The organism is Streptomyces sp. NPDC048337 (genome assembly GCF_043201175.1).
Classification (GTDB): domain Bacteria; phylum Actinomycetota; class Actinomycetes; order Streptomycetales; family Streptomycetaceae; genus Streptomyces.
Map to the genome: position 1 here is coordinate 1 of NZ_JBICYR010000032.1, position 16,335 is coordinate 16,335.

Sequence of the window (16,335 nt, forward strand, 5' to 3'; positions counted from 1 at the left end):
CGAATTCATCTCGTTTTAGTCCCGGCCGACACCCCACCCCGTCCCCGACCCCGACCTCGGCACCACCATCCAGCCCACCTGGCACCTTCCAGCCCCGGTCGGCAACTTCAGCCTCGCCGGCGATTGAGGCGCGGGGTACGGAGCCGCACATTGCAGGCTCGCCGGGCAGAATCCGGCAGCGCGACAGCCCGGGCTCAGCCCGCCCGATGGACGATCTCGCCCGCCACCACCACCGTTTCGGCCACCGTGCCCGGGATCTCGGGCGCCGGGACGGCGAGGATGTCGCGGGACAGGATCACGAAGTCCGCCGCCTTGCCCACCGTGAGGGAACCCCGTTCCTCCTCCAGGAAGTTGGCGTAGGCGGAGCCCATCGTGTAGCCGTACACCGCCGTCTCCACGTCCACCGTCTCCGCCGGCTGCCACGGCTCGCCGCCGGCCAGGGGGCGGCGGGTCACGGCCGTGTAGATGCCGATCATCGGGTCCATCTCCGCCACGTTCCAGTCGCTGGAGAACGCCAGGACCGCCCCCGCCTCGTGCAGGCTCCGCATCGGCCACGCCTTGTGCCAGCGGTCCGGGCCCACGTTCTCGGCCCAGTCCTGGCCGGGGCCCGCGATCTCCGGTGCGCAGTGCCTCGGCTGCATGCAGGCCACCACGCCCAGGTCCGCGAAGCGCTCCACGTCCGCGGGGTCCAGGCATTCCACGTGGACCACCTGGTGGCGGGCGTCGCGCACGCCGTTGACCGTACGGGCGTGTTCCACGGCGTCCAGGACGGTACGGATGCCCCGGTCGCCCGTGGCGTGCACGAAGCACTGGAAGCCCCGCGCGTCCAGCTTGGCGAGGAGCTCCGCGAACTCCTCCGCCGGGTAGAAGGTCTCGCCCCGGTGGTGCCCGCAGCCCGCGTACGGCTCCAGCAGAGCGGCCGTACGCGGTTCCACCACGTCGTCGATGTACAGCTTGAGCGGGCCCACCCGCAGCCGGTCCCCCGAGAAGCGGCGGGCCGCGTCCTCGAAGTCGGCCAGGTCGGTGTCACCCGTGCCGCGCGGGTGGAACAGCGCCGCGACGATCCGCGAGCGCAGCCGCCCTTCCGCCCGGGCCCGCTCGAAGAGTTCGAGGTCGTCGAGGGAGTTCTGCGGCTCCACCACCGTGGTGATGCCGAAGCCGATCGCGTCGTCGAGGCTCTTGGTGAGCCGCCCGTACTGCCGGTCGGGCGAGGCCCACGGCACGCCCAGTTCGCGCAGTGCCCGGTGGCCGTCGCGGGAGAGTCCCTTGACGGCGAAGTCCTTGACGAATCCGGTGGGTTCGCCGGTCTCCGGGTCCACCGCGGCCGTGCCGAAGGGCAGGTCCGTACGGTCCCGGGTGACGCCCAGGCGCCGCATGGCCGCCGTGTTCAGCCAGGCCGTGTGCACGTCGTACGAGAGGACGAGCGCCGGGACGTCCCCGGTGGCCGGGTCCAGGTCGGCGGCGGTCGGCATCCGGCCGCCCGGGATCGCGGAGTAGTCGAAGGCCTCGGCCTCGATCCACTCGGCATCCGGGTTGGCCCGCCGCCAGGCCAGGATCCGCTCGTGGATGCCCTCCAGGGTGCGCACCCCGGCCAGCTGGACGCAGGCGTCGTCGGAGCCGAGCCGGACGTGGTTGTGCGCGTCGACGAAGCCGGGCAGGACCAGCTTGCCGCCCGCGTCGATCCGCTGGGTGTCCGGTCCGGCCCAGGCGGCGGCCTCGGCGTCGGGGCCGAGCCAGACGATCGTTCCGTCGTGGACGGCGAGGGCCTCGGCCTCGGGCAGCTGCGGGTCCACGGTGTGGATCCGGGCTCCGGTGAGCAGCAGGTCGGCGGGGAAGGGGCGCGGTGCCATGTGAGGGTGCTCCATTGCGTGGGACGTGGGACGTGGGCCGGTCAGGCGGCCGGGGCGGCGGCGGGTGCGTACGCGGGGACCCGGCCGCGGGCGAGGGCCCAGTAGGCGATGCCGGAGACGACGGAGCCGAGGAGGGTGAGGTCTGCGCCGCCGAGCGGGGCCACCAGCGGCCCGGTCCACAGCTCGGAGTCGCAGGTCAGGGCGGCGAAGACCATGCCGGCGAGCAGGGCGGCCATCCCTGCCGGGTGGTAGCCGGCGCGGTACCAGTAGGCGCCCGTGCTCCCGGCGTGCAGCGCGTCGGAGTCGTAGCGGCAGCGGCGCAGCAGCATGTCGGCGAGGAAGACCCCGCCCCAGGGCGCGAACACGATGATCAGGAGGGAGAGGAAGGAGAGCAGGGAGGTGGTGAAGTCGGTGAGGAAGAGCGCCGCGAGCGAGCCGAGCGCGGTGACGGCGGCGCTGATGCCGAGTGCTCGGGCGCGGCTCCACGGGATGCCGAGGACCTGGAGGTTCAGGCTGGAGGAGTAGAGCGTGATGATCGAGTTGGTGACCGAGCCGCCGAGTACGAGGGCCAGGAACAGCGGCTGGAACCAGCCGGGCAGCAGGCTCTCGGCCCCCGCGACCGCGTCGGTCATGTCGGTCTGGGTGGCGGCGGCGACGCCCGCGACGCCGAGGGCCACGGAGGAGACGAAGCCGCCGAGGGCACCCGTCCAGGTGATCGACTTCAGGGAGGTGGTCCGGGGCAGGTAGCGGGTGTAGTCGGCGGGCATCGGCAGGTACGAGAACGGCCCGGCGAGCATGACGAGGAAGGCCAGGCTCCAGCCGGAGAGGCCGGGCGCCGCGGCCGGGGCGGAGGTGTCGGCGCCGGGCAGGACGAGGACGAGCAGCACGCCGAAACCGGCGGCCAGCGCGTACGCCGCCCAGCGCTCCGCGAACTGCACGGTGGCGTGGCCCCACATGGCGACGGCGAAGGTCAGCGCGAGGGTGATCGCGAGGGCGAGGGCACGGGCCGGCGCCCCGTCCGCGAGGCCGGTCTCGGCGAGGACCAGCTCCAGCGCGAGCGTGCCCACGACGGTGTTGACGATGGTGTAGCCGATGCTCACCACCCAGTTGAGGACACCGGCCGGGAAGTTGCCGCGGACGCCGAAGGCGGCGCGGGAGATGACCAGGGTGGCGGTGCCGGTGCGGATGCCGCTGAGTCCGGCGGCGCTGACGGCGAAGAAGGACAGTCCGCTGATCACGACGACGGCGGTGGCCTGCCAGAAGGAGAGCCCGAAGGCGACGGCGAGGGCGCCGTTGATCACGTAGGTGAAGGTGAGGTTGGACCCGAACCAGAGCCAGAAGAGGTCCTTGGCGCTGCCGTGCCGCTCCTCGTCCGGGATCGGGTCGATGCCGTGTGTCTCGACTCTGAAGACCTCGTCGCTCATCTGCGCACACCCCTGACTGATCTTGAACAGCGTTCTAAGTTCTTGAATGGCATTCAAGATGAGGGGTGGACCGCACAGCCGTCAAGACCCTGCCCGGGATAAGGTCTGGCCAGGGAAGACGGAGGGCGGGAGCGGTGGCAGGAGCGGCACGGCGGCGTGACGGGCAGATCGCCCAGGAGCGGATGCTCGAAGAGGCCATGGCGGCGATCGCCGAGGACGGACTCGCCGCGCTGACCATGTCCAAGCTGGCCGAGCGCCTCGGCACCAGCGGCGGCCACATCCTGTACTACTTCGGCAGCAAGGACCGGCTCCTGCTGGAGGCCCTGCGCTGGAGCGAGGAGCTGCTCACCGGGGAGCGCCGGGCCCTGCTCGGCCGCCGGGTGACGGCCGGGCGCAAGCTCGACCAGTTTCTGGAGCTCTACCTCCCCGAGGGCCCGCGCGACCCGCGCTGGACGCTGTGGATCGAGCTGTGGGCCCGCACGGCCTCCAACGAACCGCTGAAGGCGGCCCAGGAGGAGATCGACGACAGCTGGCAGCAGGATCTGGAGGCGCTCCTGGCCAAGGGCGTGGACCAGGGCCGCTTCGCCCCCATGGACGTCCCCGCCCGCGCCTCGGAACTGCTCGCGCTGCTGGACGGGCTGAGCACCCGGGTGGTCCTGGGCCAGCGCGGCGCGGACCGCGCCCGGGCCCTGGAGCAGGCCCGCTCGGCGGCGGCCCTGCTGATCCCCCGCGCATAGCGGAAAGCCCGCCCGGGCCTTGGCACCCGGGCGGGCCGATCCCTGCCCTCAGCGGGCCTGCGCTCCCTCCTGGTTGCCGTAGTACGCCTGGCGCATCAGCCGCTTCATGTCGTCGATCATCGGCATCCGCGGGTTGGCGGGGGCGCACTGGTCGGCGTAGGCGTTCATGGCCTGCGTCGGCAGGGCCTCGATGAAGGCCCGCTCGTCCACGCCCTCCTCGGCGAAGGAGGCCGGGATCCCGCACTTGGTGCGGAGCTCCTCCACCGCCCGGGCATAGGACTCGACGCCCTCGGCCGGGGTGGCGGCCGGAAGGCCCAGCATCTTCGCGATCTCCTGGAAGCGCTCCGGGGCCCGGTAGACCTCGGCCTTCGGCCACGGGGTGGCCTTGTGCGAGACCGTGCCGTTGTGGCGGATCACGTGGGGCAGCAGGATCGCGTTGGTGCGGCCGTGGGCGACGTGGAAGGTGTTGCCGAGGGTGTGCGCCATGGCGTGCACCAGGCCCAGGAAGGCGTTGGCGAAGGCCATGCCCGCGACCGTCGAGGCGTTGTGCATCTTCTCGCGCGCCTCGGGGTCGTTCGGCCCGTCGACGACGCACCGCTGGAGGTTCTCGAAGATCAGCTTGATCGCCTGGAGGCAGAGGCCGTCCGTGTAGTCGTTGGAGTACGCGGACACGTACGCCTCGGTGGCGTGCGTCAGGGCGTCGAAGCCGGAGTCCGCGGTGACGGTGGGCGGCAGGCCCATGGGCAGGACCGGGTCGACGATGGCGACGTTCGGGGTCAGCGCGTAGTCGGCGAGCGGGTACTTCTGGGCGGCGGCCGGATCGGAGATGACGGCGAACGGGGTGACCTCGGAGCCGGTGCCGGAGGTGGTCGGGATGGCCACCATCCGGGCCTTCTCGCCGAGCGAGGGGAACGTATAGGCGCGCTTGCGGACGTCGAAGAACTTCTCCTTCGTGTCGGCGAACTCCACCTCGGGGCGCTCGTACATCAGCCACATGATCTTCGCGGCGTCCATCGGCGAGCCGCCGCCGAGGCCGATGATCGTGTCGGGCTCGAAGTCGCGCATCATCGCGGCGCCCGCCCGCACGGTCGACAGCTCCGGGTTGGGCTCTACGTTGTCGATGACCTGGACGGCGACGGCGCCTTCGCGGGCCTGGAGGATGTCGGTGACCTTCTGCACGAAGCCGAGGGCGACCATCGTCTTGTCGGTGACGATCGAGACGCGGCTGATGCCGTCCATCTCGCCGAGGTAGCGGATGGAGTTGCGCTCGAAGTAGATCTTCGGCGGGACCTTGAACCACTGCATGTTGGTGTTGCGCCGTCCGATCCGCTTGACGTTGATCAGGTTCACCGCGGTGACGTTGTTCGACACCGAGTTGTGGCCGTACGAGCCGCAGCCGAGGGTCAGGGAGGGGAGGAAGGCGTTGTAGACGTCGCCGATGCCACCGAAGGTGGAGGGCGAGTTGGCGATCACGCGGACCGCCTTGACCTTCCGGCCGAACTCCTCGACGAGCTCCTCGTCCTCGGCGTGGATGGCGGCGCTGTGCCCCAGGCCGTGGAACTCGACCATCGCGGCGGCCAGTTCGAGGCCGTGCTCGGTGTCGGAGGCCTTCAGGGCAGCCAGCACCGGGGAGAGCTTCTCGCGGGTCAGCGGCTCGCTCTCGCCGACCTCGTTGCACTCGGCCAGCAGGATGGAGGTCCCCTCGGGGACGGTGAAACCGGCCTGCTCGGCTATCCACCGCGGGGACTTGCCGACGACCGCCGGGTTCAGCCTGGCGCCGGAGCAGTCGGCGGCGTAGGCCGTCGTACCGAAGACGAACTGCTCCAGCTTGGTCTTCTCGGCGGCGGTGACCACGTGCGCGCCGAGCCGCTTGAACTCGGCGAGGCCCTGCTCGTAGATCTCGGCGTCCAGGATGACGGCCTGCTCGGAGGCGCAGATCATGCCGTTGTCGAAGGCCTTGGAGAGCACGATGTCGTGGATCGCGCGGCCCAGCTTGGCGCTCTTGTGGACGTAGGCCGGGACGTTGCCGGCGCCTACGCCGAGGGCCGGCTTCCCGCAGGAGTAGGCGGCCTTGACCATGGCGTTGCCGCCGGTGGCGAGGATGGTGGAGACGCCCGGGTGGTTCATGAGGGCGCCGGTGGCCTCCATGGAGGGCTCGGTCACCCACTGCACGCAGTCGGCGGGTGCGCCGGCGGCGACGGCGGCGTCGCGCACGGTGCGGGCGGCCTCTGCGGAGCAGTTCTGCGCGGAGGGGTGGAAGGCGAAGATGATCGGGTTACGGGTCTTCAGGGCGATCAGCGCCTTGAAGATCGTGGTCGAGGTCGGGTTGGTGACCGGGGTCATCGCACAGACGACGCCGACGGGCTCGGCGATCTCGGTGATGCCGTTCAGCTCGTCGCGGCGGATGACGCCCGCGGTCTTCAGCCCGCGCATCGAGTTCACGACGTGCTCGCAGGCGAAGAGGTTCTTGACGGCCTTGTCCTCGAAGAGGCCGCGGCCCGTCTCCTCCACGGCGAGCCGCGCGAGCTCACCATGCCGGCTCAGCGCGGCCAGCGAGGCCTTCTTGACGATGTGGTCGACCTGCTCCTGGTTGAACGACTCGAACCGGTCGAGCGCCTTGAGCGCCCCCTGGACCAGTCCGTCCACCATCTCGTTGGCCTGCATGGCAGGGCTCCTTCATTTCGACCCCGTTTTCCTGATGCCTCAATTCGACACCCGAAATCGGAAGCCGCCCCGCCGAAAAAGCCCTTTCCCGATGGGTAGAAGGTCGGTTTACACGCGTTCACCAACCCGATGGATGCCGTCTGACCTGCACGAACAGGGGAGGACCAAAGACCCCTGTGCGCTTGTGGAAACTTTCACAAGAATTTCTCGAACTCTTGGCGCAGTTGCGCCACCACCGCCCTGCCGGTCGCGGTCAGCTCCGCCGCGCCGGAAAGCCGGTCCAGGGCTCGTTCGACATCGGCTCCCCGGCCCGACCGCCGGAACGCCTCGACCGCCACCCGCGCGTGCGCGTCGGCCAGCAGCACCGACACCGGCACCGGCCGCCCCCGCCAGGGGGACTCGTGCAGCCACTCCCCGTCCAGTACGTACAGGTCGGCGACCTCGGTCAGCTCACGCAGCCGGGCCCGCCGCCGACCGGTGAGCAGCGCGAGCGCGGTCTCCCGTACGCCTCCCGCGCAGGGCACGCCCAGTGCGCCGGGCCCGCACCTCCCCCCGCCCCCGGGGCCCCGTCGGCCGGTGAGCGGCGTGAGCGTGGTCAGCCCGGCCTCGGTCTCCCGCGCGAGGTCCTCCGCCGTACGGTGCAGCAGCGCCCGGGCCGCGTCGAGCCGGCGCCTCCAGGCCTCGGCACCGGCGCGGTCCAGCCGCGGCCGGGGCGGTCGGGAGTAGCAGTCGCGGTAGGGATCGAGGTCGTCCAGGGCCACCGGCGCACCGCCCGCCCCGGCTCCCCGCCAGACCCGTACGGGCTGCCAGCCGAGGTCCGGCCCGGACAGCGCGATGCGCCGCTGCGTCCCGCCCTCCCGTACGTGGAACCCGCCATCGGCGGCCCTGATCCCGACCGCGGTCCCGCCGGTGCGCAGCAGCCCGAGGGTGGGCAGGTACAGCTCACCGCCCCGGAGGACCACCCTCGCCGGCAGCTCCGACCGCCCCCGCACCACCGCCGCCGCGGCCAGCGCGGACAGCCGGAAGGCAGGTGGCTCGTCGGGCGGCCGCCCCTGGCGCAGGGCGTCCAGGGCGCCGAGCAGCCAGGTACGGGTGTACGGATGGTCCAGTACGGCGTCGAGGGCGTCGGGCGCCTCGGCCTCGACGGCCGTGATCAGCTCCCAGGAGCGCTGCCAGTCCGCTCCCCCGGAGCCCGCCAGCTCCTCGTGCAACCGGACCAGCAGGACCCGGGTCAGCTCCTGCTGGGAGGCCGCGAGCACGGCGGGCTCCGCGGTCTCGGGTGCGACGGCCGCCGGGCCGGCGCGCCGCTCGACCCTCTCCACGAGCTCCTTCAGGTCGGTGCAGTAGACGGAGGGGTTGTCGAAGCCGGTGGCGGCCCGGTAGCGGTGCGCGTAGAGGCCCCCGCCGCAGGAGCGCACCACGGGGCAGGCGCGGCACGGTGCGCTGACCCCGGCGAGGCCCAACTGCCGGGCGCGGATGCCGGGATGGGCGGCCACCTCGTCGAAGCTGTGCCGGAAGACGTCGAAACCGGTGGCGGCGGCGCCCTCGTGGGCGGTTTTGAGGGAGTCGGCCTGCTCCAGGGTGCCGTCGGTCTCGACGACGACGAGGTCCGTGGGCGCCAGGCCGAGCGACTCGGTCAGGCTCGGCCCGCCGCGCAGTGTGCTCAGGAGGGAGTCGAACATCCGGACCGGTACCGGCCGGCCCTGCGCGTCCCAGTGGTCGAAGGCCTCCAGGAGCCACCGGGCGTAGGTGTCGGGGCGGCCGTCGGGCCTGGCCGGGGGCGTCTCCCAAGTGGCGTGCGGCAGCAGGAAGTCGATGCGCGGCGGTGCGAGCGCGGTGAGCGCGTCGAGCACGGCGCGCGGGTCGTTCTCCGCGTCGATCGTGCAGAGCAGGCCCTGGTAGAGGTGCCGGTGGCGCTCCCGGCCGAGCAGCCCGAGCGCCTTGAGGACGAGGGGGTGGCTGGTCCGGCCGTTCGCGAAGCGGCGGTGCCGGTCGTTGGCCTCACGGTCGCCGTCGAGGGACACACCGACCTTGACCCCGTACGCGTCGAAGACGTCGAGGAACTCCTCGTCGAGCCGGAGCCCGTTGGTGTGGATGCGCAGGTCGAGTCCGGCCACCCCGTCGAGGCCCCGCGTGAGCACCTCGCACAGGCGCCGCAGCCGGGCGGGGCCGGCCAGCAGCGGCTCGCCGCCGTGGAGGATGACCGTCACCGAGGGCAGTGCGTGGGCGTCCGCGTGCTCGGCCAGCCGCTCCGCGATCCGTTCCGCGACCGCTTCGGAGATCACCGCGGGCCGCTGCCGCCAGCTCTGGTCCGCGTGTTCGTAGACGTAGCAGTGGTCGCACGCGAGATCGCATCTGCTGTGCACCTTGACCACGAACTCGCGGAAGGGGATGAGCCGCGCGGCACCGGCCCCGGTGGACTCCATCGCTGCGGACGCGCCCCCGCTCAGAGGGAGGAGTTGAAGGTGACCGTCCGGGTGTCGGGCGCGGTCGCGCCGGGGAGCACCCGGGCGATGCGCCGGTCGGCGTCCGTGCCGCGGGCGGTGATCGAGGCCAGCGACGGCCGGCTGCCGCGCTCCTGGTGTGCCGGTAAGACGGCGGGCTGCTGCTTCCGAATGGTCGTCACGGTTCCCCCTCCGGGTCGTGGCTGTGTTTCCATCAAGAGCTGTCGTCATGAGACTAGGGACATCGGTAGGAAGCCGGAAGACCGCGGAGGCGTCGTGCGCGTCGAGGTGAGGGCAGGAGACGGCCGCTTGCTCGTGGCCGAGGTCTGGGGTGCGCCGGACGGTGTGCCCGTGCTCCTGCACCACGGCATGCCGGGGAGCAGGATCGGGACGGTGTGGGGCGACACCACCGAGCGGTACCCGGGCATCCGGTTCTTCGCCTACGACCGGCCCGGCTACGGGGATTCCGACCGGTCCCCGGGGCGGACGGTGGCCGATGCCGCCGCGGACTCCGCCGCCGTCGCGGACGCCCTGGGCGTGGACACCTTCGCCGTCGTCGGCCGTTCCGGGGGCGGTCCGCACGCCCTCGCCTGCGCGGCGCTGCTCCCGCACCGGGTGACGGGGACGGCCGCCCTGGTCAGCCTCGCGCCGTGGGACGGGGCAGGACTCGACTGGTTCGCCGGCATGACCGCCCACAACGCCGAGCACTACGCGCTCGCCGTCCGCGACCCGGCGGCCCTGGAGCGCAGACTCACCCCGCGGGCCGCGGCGATCAGCAGCGACCCGGGGCAGCTGCTGGAAGAGCTGCGGGCGGACCTCTCCGAGGCCGACCTGCCGGTCCTCTCGGACCGCGCGGTGCACCGGGCCCTGCTGGACAACTACCGGGAGGCGCTGCGTACTTCCGGGTACGGGTGGCTGGACGACAGCCTGGCCTTCTGCCGGCCCTGGGGGTTCGATCCCGCCTCCATCGCCGGCCGGGTCCTGCTGTGGCGCGGCGCGGAGGACAGCTTCTCCCCCCTGGGCCATTTCCGGTGGCTGGCCGGGCACATCGAGCACAGCACCGCCGTGCTCAAGCCCGGCGCGGGCCACTTCGCCGCGCAGTACGCGCAGCCGGAGGCCCTGGACTGGCTACTGTGACCGGCGGCGGCTCCTCGACGGGCGCGACCACCGCCTCGCGGGCGCCTTCGAGGCACTGGATGATCCGCTCGTGCGTGTCCCCGACGCTGTCCACGACCTGTATGCGCATGTAGAAGGAGCGCACCTCGTCGATGAACCGCTTCGAGAACACGCCCACGGCGACCGTCTCGTAGGTACCGGTCGCCACCAGCGGGTATCCCGCGCCCATCCCCACGAGCCGGAAGTCGACCGTGGCCCGCAGCCCCGCCCCGGCCAGCCGTTCGCCGATCCCCGCCAGGCCCGTCCACCGCGGTTCGTGTCCCGGCTCGTCCGGCGGGTCCCCGGCCAGGACCAGCCGGTAGTCCACGTGGTCCACCACCACGTTGTGCTGGCCGCCGTTGAGGACTCCCACGCTCCACGCCTTGGAGGTGCCCGGCAGCTGTCCCGCCACGTACTCGGACCGCCAGCCCAGTGCGGGCCGCACCGTACGGGCGTACTGGGCCCGCGCCAGGACGGCGCCGGCCGAGACGGCCAGCAGGCTCGCCAGCGGCTCGGCGCTCATCAGCTCCAGGCGCCACGGCCACTGGGTCCGGGAGGCCTCGGGGACGTTCCCGCGCACGATCTCCCAGACGAGGACGGCGCCGAGTACGCACAGGAGCACCAGGGGCGCGGTGAACAGCCAGCGGTTGCGGCGGATCCGCCGCTGCGCATCGGCGCCGGAGCCTCCCCGACCGGACGGTGAACTGGTCATCCGCGCCTCCTCTTCCCCCAAAGATGAGCCCCCGCCCATGAGTTGGGCAGGGGCTCACGATTGTGCCGCAGGGCGGGCGCGGCGGCCTACCCGTCGGCCGGGTCAGTAGACGCTGACCCCGTAGGCGTTGAGGGCCTCGACCACGGGCTGGAAGTACGTGGTTCCACCCGAGGAGCAGTTGCCGCTGCCGCCCGAGGTGAGACCGACGGCGCGGGTGCCCGAATAGAGGGGGCCGCCGCTGTCGCCGGGTTCGGCGCACACGTTGGTCTTGATCATGCCGTAGACGATGTCGCCGCCGCCGTAGTTGACGGTGGCGTTAAGCCCGGTCACCGAACCGCTGTGGGTGCCGGTGGTGGAGCCGCGCCGCTTCACGGACATGCCGACGGTGGCGTTGACGGCGCTGGTGATGTCCTGGCTGCCGACGGTACCCGGCGGGACCGGGGAGTTGCTGGCGTACTTGATCAGGCCGTAGTCGTTGGTCGGGAAGCTGGATCCGACCGTGGTGCCGAGCGTGCTGGTGTGGGCGGAGTTGGTCCACCAGGTGCCCGCGCCGTCCGTACAGTGCCCGGCGGTCAGGACGTAGTACGTACTGCCGCTGCGCACGTTGAAGCCGAGCGAGCAGCGCCAGCTGGACGCGTAGATCGCGTCGCCGCCGGAGAGCAGTTTGGTCAGTTTGCCGGGGGTGCGCTCGATGCGCAGGGCGCCCGCGTCGGCTCCGGCCTCGCGCTTGATTCTCGCGAGGTCGGCGTCCGAGACGGTGGAGTCGGCGGTGACCACCAGGGTCCCGGTGGCGGGGTCGGTGTGCCAGGCGGTGCCGGCGACGTCGGCGCGCAGGACGGATGCGCCGGCCGAGGCCAGCCGTGCGGCGCTGAAACCGCCGCCGTCCCGTGCGTCCGCGTTCGCCACGGTGGGGGCGGCGAGTGCTGCGACGGCGGCCAGGCCGGTGGCCACCGCGAGCAACCTGGTACGGGTGATGCTCTTGATCCTCACTTATCGTCCTCCGAGAGGTTCGGGGGCCCGGCTGTCGTGGGGGTGCCGGAGCCCGTGAGGCGCAGTCGGGACACGGGAGCGCACTCTGTTTGCGCCGTGTCCCTGACAAGCACTGTCGGGAGTGTCCTGGCGTCAGATACCGGTCGCAAGAGCGCCTTTCAGCCGCCGCTCTCCCGCCGCCACTTCGAAGGGAAGGGTGTTCCCCGGAGGCGGGAAGGGGCAGATGAAGTGGTCGGCGAAGGCGCAGGGCGGCAGCAGGGCCCGGTTGAGGTCGACGGTGATCGAGCCTCCCCCAGACTCCGTCCGGGGGGACCCCCAGGCCGGGACGCCGGGCTTCAGGAAGCGGAAGCGGTAGCTGGAGCGCCCGCCGGTGGCATCGCCGAAGACGACCCAGAGGCTGCCGTCCTGCTCGTCGACGGCCGCCTGGAGGGTGTGCTCCACGCCCTCGAAGCGGAAGCGCAACTCGCCGCCGAGGCCGAGCCCGCGCTCCCGCCCGTCGGCGTTCTCCACCTGTACGGTGCGGTACTCCTCGTACGGCCGGAACCGCCCCGGCAGCACGAACGCGGGGTCATAGGGAGTGGCCTCGATCCCCGCGAAGTCCCGGCGGGCCTCGGTATCGGGGTCGAAGACCCGTACCGCCCACTCCCCTTCGCGCCGGATCACGACGAGCCGCGCCTCCCCCGCCGAGAGCCGCGCGTGCGAGGGCGGGGCCTCGTCGGCGGTGAGCACGGTGTCACCGGTGAAGGGCTTGCCGTCGAGGTGAAGGGAGTCACCGGGGGCGGCCGTCAGCGCAACTCCGCCGTCAGTCGTGCGCCACCGCCCCGGAACGGCCGGAATTCGACCTTCCGGGTAGTCGGCGAGCCAGTGGGTGCCGGTCAGCGCGAGGGGACCGTAGGGGGCGGACACGGTGGCCACCCGATGCTCGTGCCATTTCCGCCAGGCGGTGGGCTGATCATCTGCTTCATCGCTCATGCCGCTCAACCCTTCCACACGGGTCCGGACGGGAACCGTGAGGTACTCCGTCCGGGCCTGTGCGTCGGGGAAGAGCTCGGTCTGAAGGGCCCTCAGCAGCCGCAGTCGCAACCGCAGTCGCAACCGTCACAGCAGCCGCCGTCGCCGCAGCAGTCGCAGCCGTCGCAGTTACCGTTGCCGCAGTCGCAGTTGTCGCACCAGGGCTGCTTCTTCTCCCGGGACCACGGTCCCTCGTGCTCGGTGCAGCACAGCTGGCAGGTGCAGAACAGCCCCAGGGCCACCGCGCAGCCGGCCAGCAGCCCGCGGCGCGGCTTCTGCGGGGGCAGGCCGCCCCAGCCGCCTCCGCCACCGCCGCCACCGCCGGGCCCCATCGGCGGCGGCACGCCCGGCCCGCCCGGGGCCTGCTGCGGCGCGCCCGGCGCGTAGGGGTTCGAGCCGTAGGGGTTGGAGCCGTACGGGTTCGGGGCGTACGGGCCGCCGCCGGCCTGGGGGCTGCCCGCGTAGGGGTTCGCGGCGTACGGGCCGCCGCCCTGCCCTGCGGAGGCCGTCCCCACGTGCCCGCAGCTGCTGGTCCCGAAGGCCCGGTCCACCGAGGTGCGCAGCTCGTGCACCAGCAGCCGGTGGGCGAGCCCGGCGTCCGCGAACTCCACCTCGCGCAGCGCCAGCCGGATCCCGTGCAGCGCGTCGTCGCACAGCCGCCGCGCCTCGGCGAGCGAGGTCCCGGTCGCGGTGAGCGGGTTCCAGGCGCCCGCCGCAGCGTCCGCGGCCTGGTCCTCCACGGCGTCGAGCAGGTGCGCGAGCCGCCCGAAGTAGCGGCCCGCCTCGGCGAGCGCGGGCGCGTTGCCTGGACGTCCGGCCAGCTGCGCGGTATGGGCGAAGGCGGCGGCCGTCGCGGTCTCCGTCGGCTCGGTCACCACCAGCACCGGCGTGCCGAGCCCGGCCAGCGTCTCGATGCCGGCCTGCCGGTCCACGGCGTCGACGAGGACCGCCGTGTCGAAGCCGAGCGAGGCCCCGGTGCGGGCTCCGGCGCGGTCCCAGCCGCGGGCCACCCTGCGCGCGGCCGCGGCGATGGGGGCCCGGGCCAACAGCCCGTCCCGGTCGGCCACGTGGTCCCGTACCTTCGCGGAGGCCAGTACGAGCGAGACGGCGGCGGCGAGCCGCGCGCCCTCGCCGTTGGCCACGGGGGCGGTGCGCATGCCGCGCAGCGGACAGGGGCCCGCGGTGCGCCGGGCGCCGGGTGCGGGGCCCGACTGAGCCTCCGTCAGAACGGAGACGAGCAGCCCGTCGTAGTTGGTGACGATCCGGGCGAACTGGCCGTGGTCCCCCCGAAGTGCCAGGCACAGCCCGCAAAGATGGGCCATCCACTCCGTTTTGAACCGCTCGCCCAGCCGGTGCGTGCAGGGTCTGACTATGCCGAACAAAACCGCTTCCCCCGTGTGTCGTACGCGTGCCTGCCGGGCATCGTATCGAGCCGCGTCCTTCACTCGTACGTCCCCATCGGTCACCCGCGCGGAGGCAGCAGTCGTATTTTCACTCAGTCAGCAGTGGTAGCCGCCAGGATCCTTGACCGTGCAACGGATGTTCTGCACCAGTACCGTCACGAAACCACTGCGCGGCGACTATCCACTTGGCGCGTTGTCAGCATCATGGACGACCATAGGGGCAGCGGAGAGAAGACAACCGACCGCGGTGAAAGGAGGCGTCCATGGGTTCGGTGCGCAAGGCGAGTGCCTGGCTGGGTCTCGTGGAGGACAGCGACGACGAGCGTTACTACGACGACGACTACGCGGACGCGGCACAGGGTTCGGTGGCCGGTCCCGGCGACCAGTGGGTCACCGACCCGCGCGTCAAGGTGGCCTCCGAGTCCGCCGTCGAGCAGGGCCGCCGGATCGCGACGGTCACCCCCGACGGCTTCCGTGACGCGCGTGGAATCGGCGAGCTGTTCCGCGAGGGCGTCCCGGTCATCGTGAACCTGTCGTCGATGGACCCGGGCGACGCGAAGCGCGTGGTCGACTTCGCCGCCGGCCTGACCTTCGGGCTGCGCGGCTCGATCGAGCGGGTGGCGACCAGGGTCTTCCTGCTGACCCCGGCCGACACCCAGATCGTGAGCGGCGAGCCCGCCGGCCGCTCGCGCGACTTCTTCAACCAGAGCTAGGCAAGGCTCTCACCGGAAGGCATCCAGCCCGGTGAGCGCCTTGCCCAGCACCAGTTGGTGCATCTCGACGGTGCCCTCGTAGGTGAGCACCGACTCGAGGTTCGTGGCGTGCCGCATGACGGGGTATTCCAGGGAGATCCCGTTGGCACCGAGGATGGTCCGCGCGGTGCGACAGATCTCGATGGCCTCGCGGACGTTGTTGAGCTTGCCGAAGCTGATCTGCTCCGGCCGCAGGGTGCCCGCGTCCATGCGCCGGCCGAGGTGGTGGGCGAGCAGGATCCCCTTGTGGAGTTCGAGGGCCATGTCCGACAGCTTGGCCTGGGTGAGCTGGAAGCCGCCGATCGGCTTGCCGAACTGCTCCCGCGTCCTCGCGTAGTCGAGCGCGGACTCGAAGCTGGCGCGCGCCGCGCCCATGGACCCCCAGATGATCCCGTACCGCGCGTGGCTCAGGCAGCCGAGCGGTCCCTTGAGCCCGGTGACACCCGGAAGCACGGCATCCGCGGGCAGCCGCACATCGTCCATGACGAGCTCACTGGTCACACTGGCCCGCAGCGACCACTTGTGCTTGATCTCCGGCGCGGAGAACCCGGCGGTGTCGGTCGGCACCGCGAACCCGCGGATCCCCTCGTCGGTCTGCGCCCACACGACGGCGACGGAGGCCACGGACCCATTGGTGATCCACATCTTGCGCCCGTTGAGCACCCAGTCGCCGCCGTCGCGCTTGGCGTAGGTCCGCATCGCGGCGGGGTCCGACCCGACATCGGGCTCGGTCAGCCCGAAGCAGCCGATCAGCTCACCGGCGGCCATGCCGGGCAGCCAGCGCTGCTTCTGCTCCTCGGAGCCGTACTTCCAGATCGCGTACATGGCGAGCGATCCCTGTACGGAGACCAGCGAACGGATCCCGGAGTCGGCGGCCTCCAGCTCCAGGCAGGCGAGGCCGTACTGCACGGCGCTGGCCCCGGCGCAGCCGTACCCGGTGAGGGACATCCCGAGCGCCCCGATGCTCCCGAGCTCACGGGCCAGCTCCCGGATACCGGGCAGCTCCCCGCTCTCGTACCACTCGGCGACGTACGGCAGCACCCGATCGGCGGCCCAGTCGCGGACGGTGTCGCGGATGGCGAGGTCCTCGGGCCCGAGCAGCTCGTCGAGTCCGAGCGGATCATGAGGCAGGAACGGTGACACGGGGGGGGCCTCCCGGCGGGCGTGGGCGGCCTGGCGGCCGCCTGATGCCG

The 16,335-nt window shown here is 72.1% G+C and carries 13 protein-coding genes; 3 read left to right on the forward strand and 10 right to left on the reverse strand.

Annotated features, from left to right (window positions below):
- Window positions 1–194: 194 nt before the first annotated feature.
- The gene (locus ACGFYU_RS34015; protein WP_393831159.1) at window positions 195–1,850 is read right to left on the reverse strand and encodes an amidohydrolase; all 1,656 of its coding nucleotides are present in this window, start codon (window positions 1,848–1,850) and stop codon (window positions 195–197) included.
- A gap of 41 nt (window positions 1,851–1,891) precedes the next feature.
- On the reverse strand, window positions 1,892–3,274 hold the full coding sequence (locus ACGFYU_RS34020) for a purine-cytosine permease family protein (RefSeq protein ID WP_393831160.1): 1,383 nt from the start codon (window positions 3,272–3,274) through the stop codon (window positions 1,892–1,894).
- A 134-nt stretch (window positions 3,275–3,408) separates the two neighbouring features.
- On the opposite strand from ACGFYU_RS34020, the gene ACGFYU_RS34025 reads away from it, so the two are divergent.
- Window positions 3,409–4,011 carry a TetR/AcrR family transcriptional regulator gene (locus tag ACGFYU_RS34025; RefSeq protein ID WP_393831161.1) on the forward strand — a complete coding sequence of 201 codons (603 nt, stop codon included), beginning with the start codon at window positions 3,409–3,411 and terminating at the stop codon, window positions 4,009–4,011.
- A gap of 48 nt (window positions 4,012–4,059) precedes the next feature.
- Here ACGFYU_RS34025 and adhE read toward each other — a convergent pair whose 3' ends face one another.
- The 3 genes from adhE to ACGFYU_RS34040 all read right to left on the reverse strand — a co-directional run bounded on the left by adhE (window position 4,060) and on the right by ACGFYU_RS34040 (window position 9,301).
- A complete protein-coding gene (gene adhE / locus ACGFYU_RS34030) occupies window positions 4,060–6,675 on the reverse strand; it encodes a bifunctional acetaldehyde-CoA/alcohol dehydrogenase (protein WP_393831162.1) in 2,616 nt (871 codons plus the stop codon).
- A 194-nt stretch (window positions 6,676–6,869) separates the two neighbouring features.
- Window positions 6,870–9,101 carry a radical SAM/SPASM protein FxsBH, inactivated beta-hydroxylase extension form gene (fxsBH, locus tag ACGFYU_RS34035; protein ID WP_393831163.1) on the reverse strand — a complete coding sequence of 744 codons (2,232 nt, stop codon included), beginning with the start codon at window positions 9,099–9,101 and terminating at the stop codon, window positions 6,870–6,872.
- Window positions 9,102–9,121: 20 nt separating this feature from the next.
- Entirely contained in the window at window positions 9,122–9,301 is a 180-nt protein-coding gene (locus tag ACGFYU_RS34040; RefSeq protein WP_393831164.1) for a hypothetical protein, read from the reverse strand.
- A 94-nt stretch (window positions 9,302–9,395) separates the two neighbouring features.
- On the opposite strand from ACGFYU_RS34040, the gene ACGFYU_RS34045 reads away from it, so the two are divergent.
- A complete protein-coding gene (locus tag ACGFYU_RS34045) occupies window positions 9,396–10,256 on the forward strand; it encodes an alpha/beta fold hydrolase (protein WP_393831165.1) in 861 nt (286 codons plus the stop codon).
- On the opposite strand, the gene ACGFYU_RS34050 is transcribed toward ACGFYU_RS34045, so the two are convergent.
- The 4 genes from ACGFYU_RS34050 to ACGFYU_RS34065 all read right to left on the reverse strand — a co-directional run bounded on the left by ACGFYU_RS34050 (window position 10,189) and on the right by ACGFYU_RS34065 (window position 14,369).
- Window positions 10,189–10,986 carry a hypothetical protein gene (locus ACGFYU_RS34050; protein ID WP_393831166.1) on the reverse strand — a complete coding sequence of 266 codons (798 nt, stop codon included), beginning with the start codon at window positions 10,984–10,986 and terminating at the stop codon, window positions 10,189–10,191. The two genes, ACGFYU_RS34045 and ACGFYU_RS34050, sit on opposite strands and share 68 nt — an antisense overlap.
- A gap of 102 nt (window positions 10,987–11,088) precedes the next feature.
- Window positions 11,089–11,976 carry a S1 family peptidase gene (locus ACGFYU_RS34055; RefSeq protein WP_393831167.1) on the reverse strand — a complete coding sequence of 296 codons (888 nt, stop codon included), beginning with the start codon at window positions 11,974–11,976 and terminating at the stop codon, window positions 11,089–11,091.
- Between the two features lie 132 nt (window positions 11,977–12,108).
- Window positions 12,109–12,948 carry a DUF1684 domain-containing protein gene (locus ACGFYU_RS34060; protein ID WP_393831168.1) on the reverse strand — a complete coding sequence of 280 codons (840 nt, stop codon included), beginning with the start codon at window positions 12,946–12,948 and terminating at the stop codon, window positions 12,109–12,111.
- 92 nt (window positions 12,949–13,040) lie between these two features.
- A complete protein-coding gene (locus ACGFYU_RS34065; RefSeq protein ID WP_393831169.1) occupies window positions 13,041–14,369 on the reverse strand; it encodes a DUF5685 family protein in 1,329 nt (442 codons plus the stop codon).
- A gap of 284 nt (window positions 14,370–14,653) precedes the next feature.
- On the opposite strand from ACGFYU_RS34065, the gene ACGFYU_RS34070 reads away from it, so the two are divergent.
- A complete protein-coding gene (locus ACGFYU_RS34070; protein WP_393831170.1) occupies window positions 14,654–15,103 on the forward strand; it encodes a cell division protein SepF in 450 nt (149 codons plus the stop codon).
- Between the two features lie 9 nt (window positions 15,104–15,112).
- Here the strand turns inward: ACGFYU_RS34070 and ACGFYU_RS34075 are convergent, their stop codons facing one another.
- Complete coding sequence (locus tag ACGFYU_RS34075; RefSeq protein ID WP_393831171.1) at window positions 15,113–16,285, reverse strand: acyl-CoA dehydrogenase family protein; 1,173 nt, start codon at window positions 16,283–16,285, stop codon at window positions 15,113–15,115.
- Between the last annotated feature and the right edge of the window lie 50 nt (window positions 16,286–16,335).

Excerpts from the sequence above, each read along its gene's own strand:
- ACGFYU_RS34070 (WP_393831170.1), top strand. The coding sequence starts at position 14,654 with ATGGGTTCGGTGCGCAAGGCGAGTGCCTGGCTGGGTCTCGTGGAGGAC.
- ACGFYU_RS34060 (WP_393831168.1), bottom strand. The coding sequence starts at position 12,948 with ATGAGCGATGAAGCAGATGATCAGCCCACCGCCTGGCGGAAATGGCAC.
- fxsBH (WP_393831163.1), bottom strand. The coding sequence starts at position 9,101 with ATGGAGTCCACCGGGGCCGGTGCCGCGCGGCTCATCCCCTTCCGCGAG.
- ACGFYU_RS34050 (WP_393831166.1), bottom strand. The coding sequence starts at position 10,986 with ATGACCAGTTCACCGTCCGGTCGGGGAGGCTCCGGCGCCGATGCGCAG.
- ACGFYU_RS34020 (WP_393831160.1), bottom strand. The coding sequence starts at position 3,274 with ATGAGCGACGAGGTCTTCAGAGTCGAGACACACGGCATCGACCCGATC.
- adhE (WP_393831162.1), bottom strand. The coding sequence starts at position 6,675 with ATGCAGGCCAACGAGATGGTGGACGGACTGGTCCAGGGGGCGCTCAAG.
- ACGFYU_RS34015 (WP_393831159.1), bottom strand. The coding sequence starts at position 1,850 with ATGGCACCGCGCCCCTTCCCCGCCGACCTGCTGCTCACCGGAGCCCGG.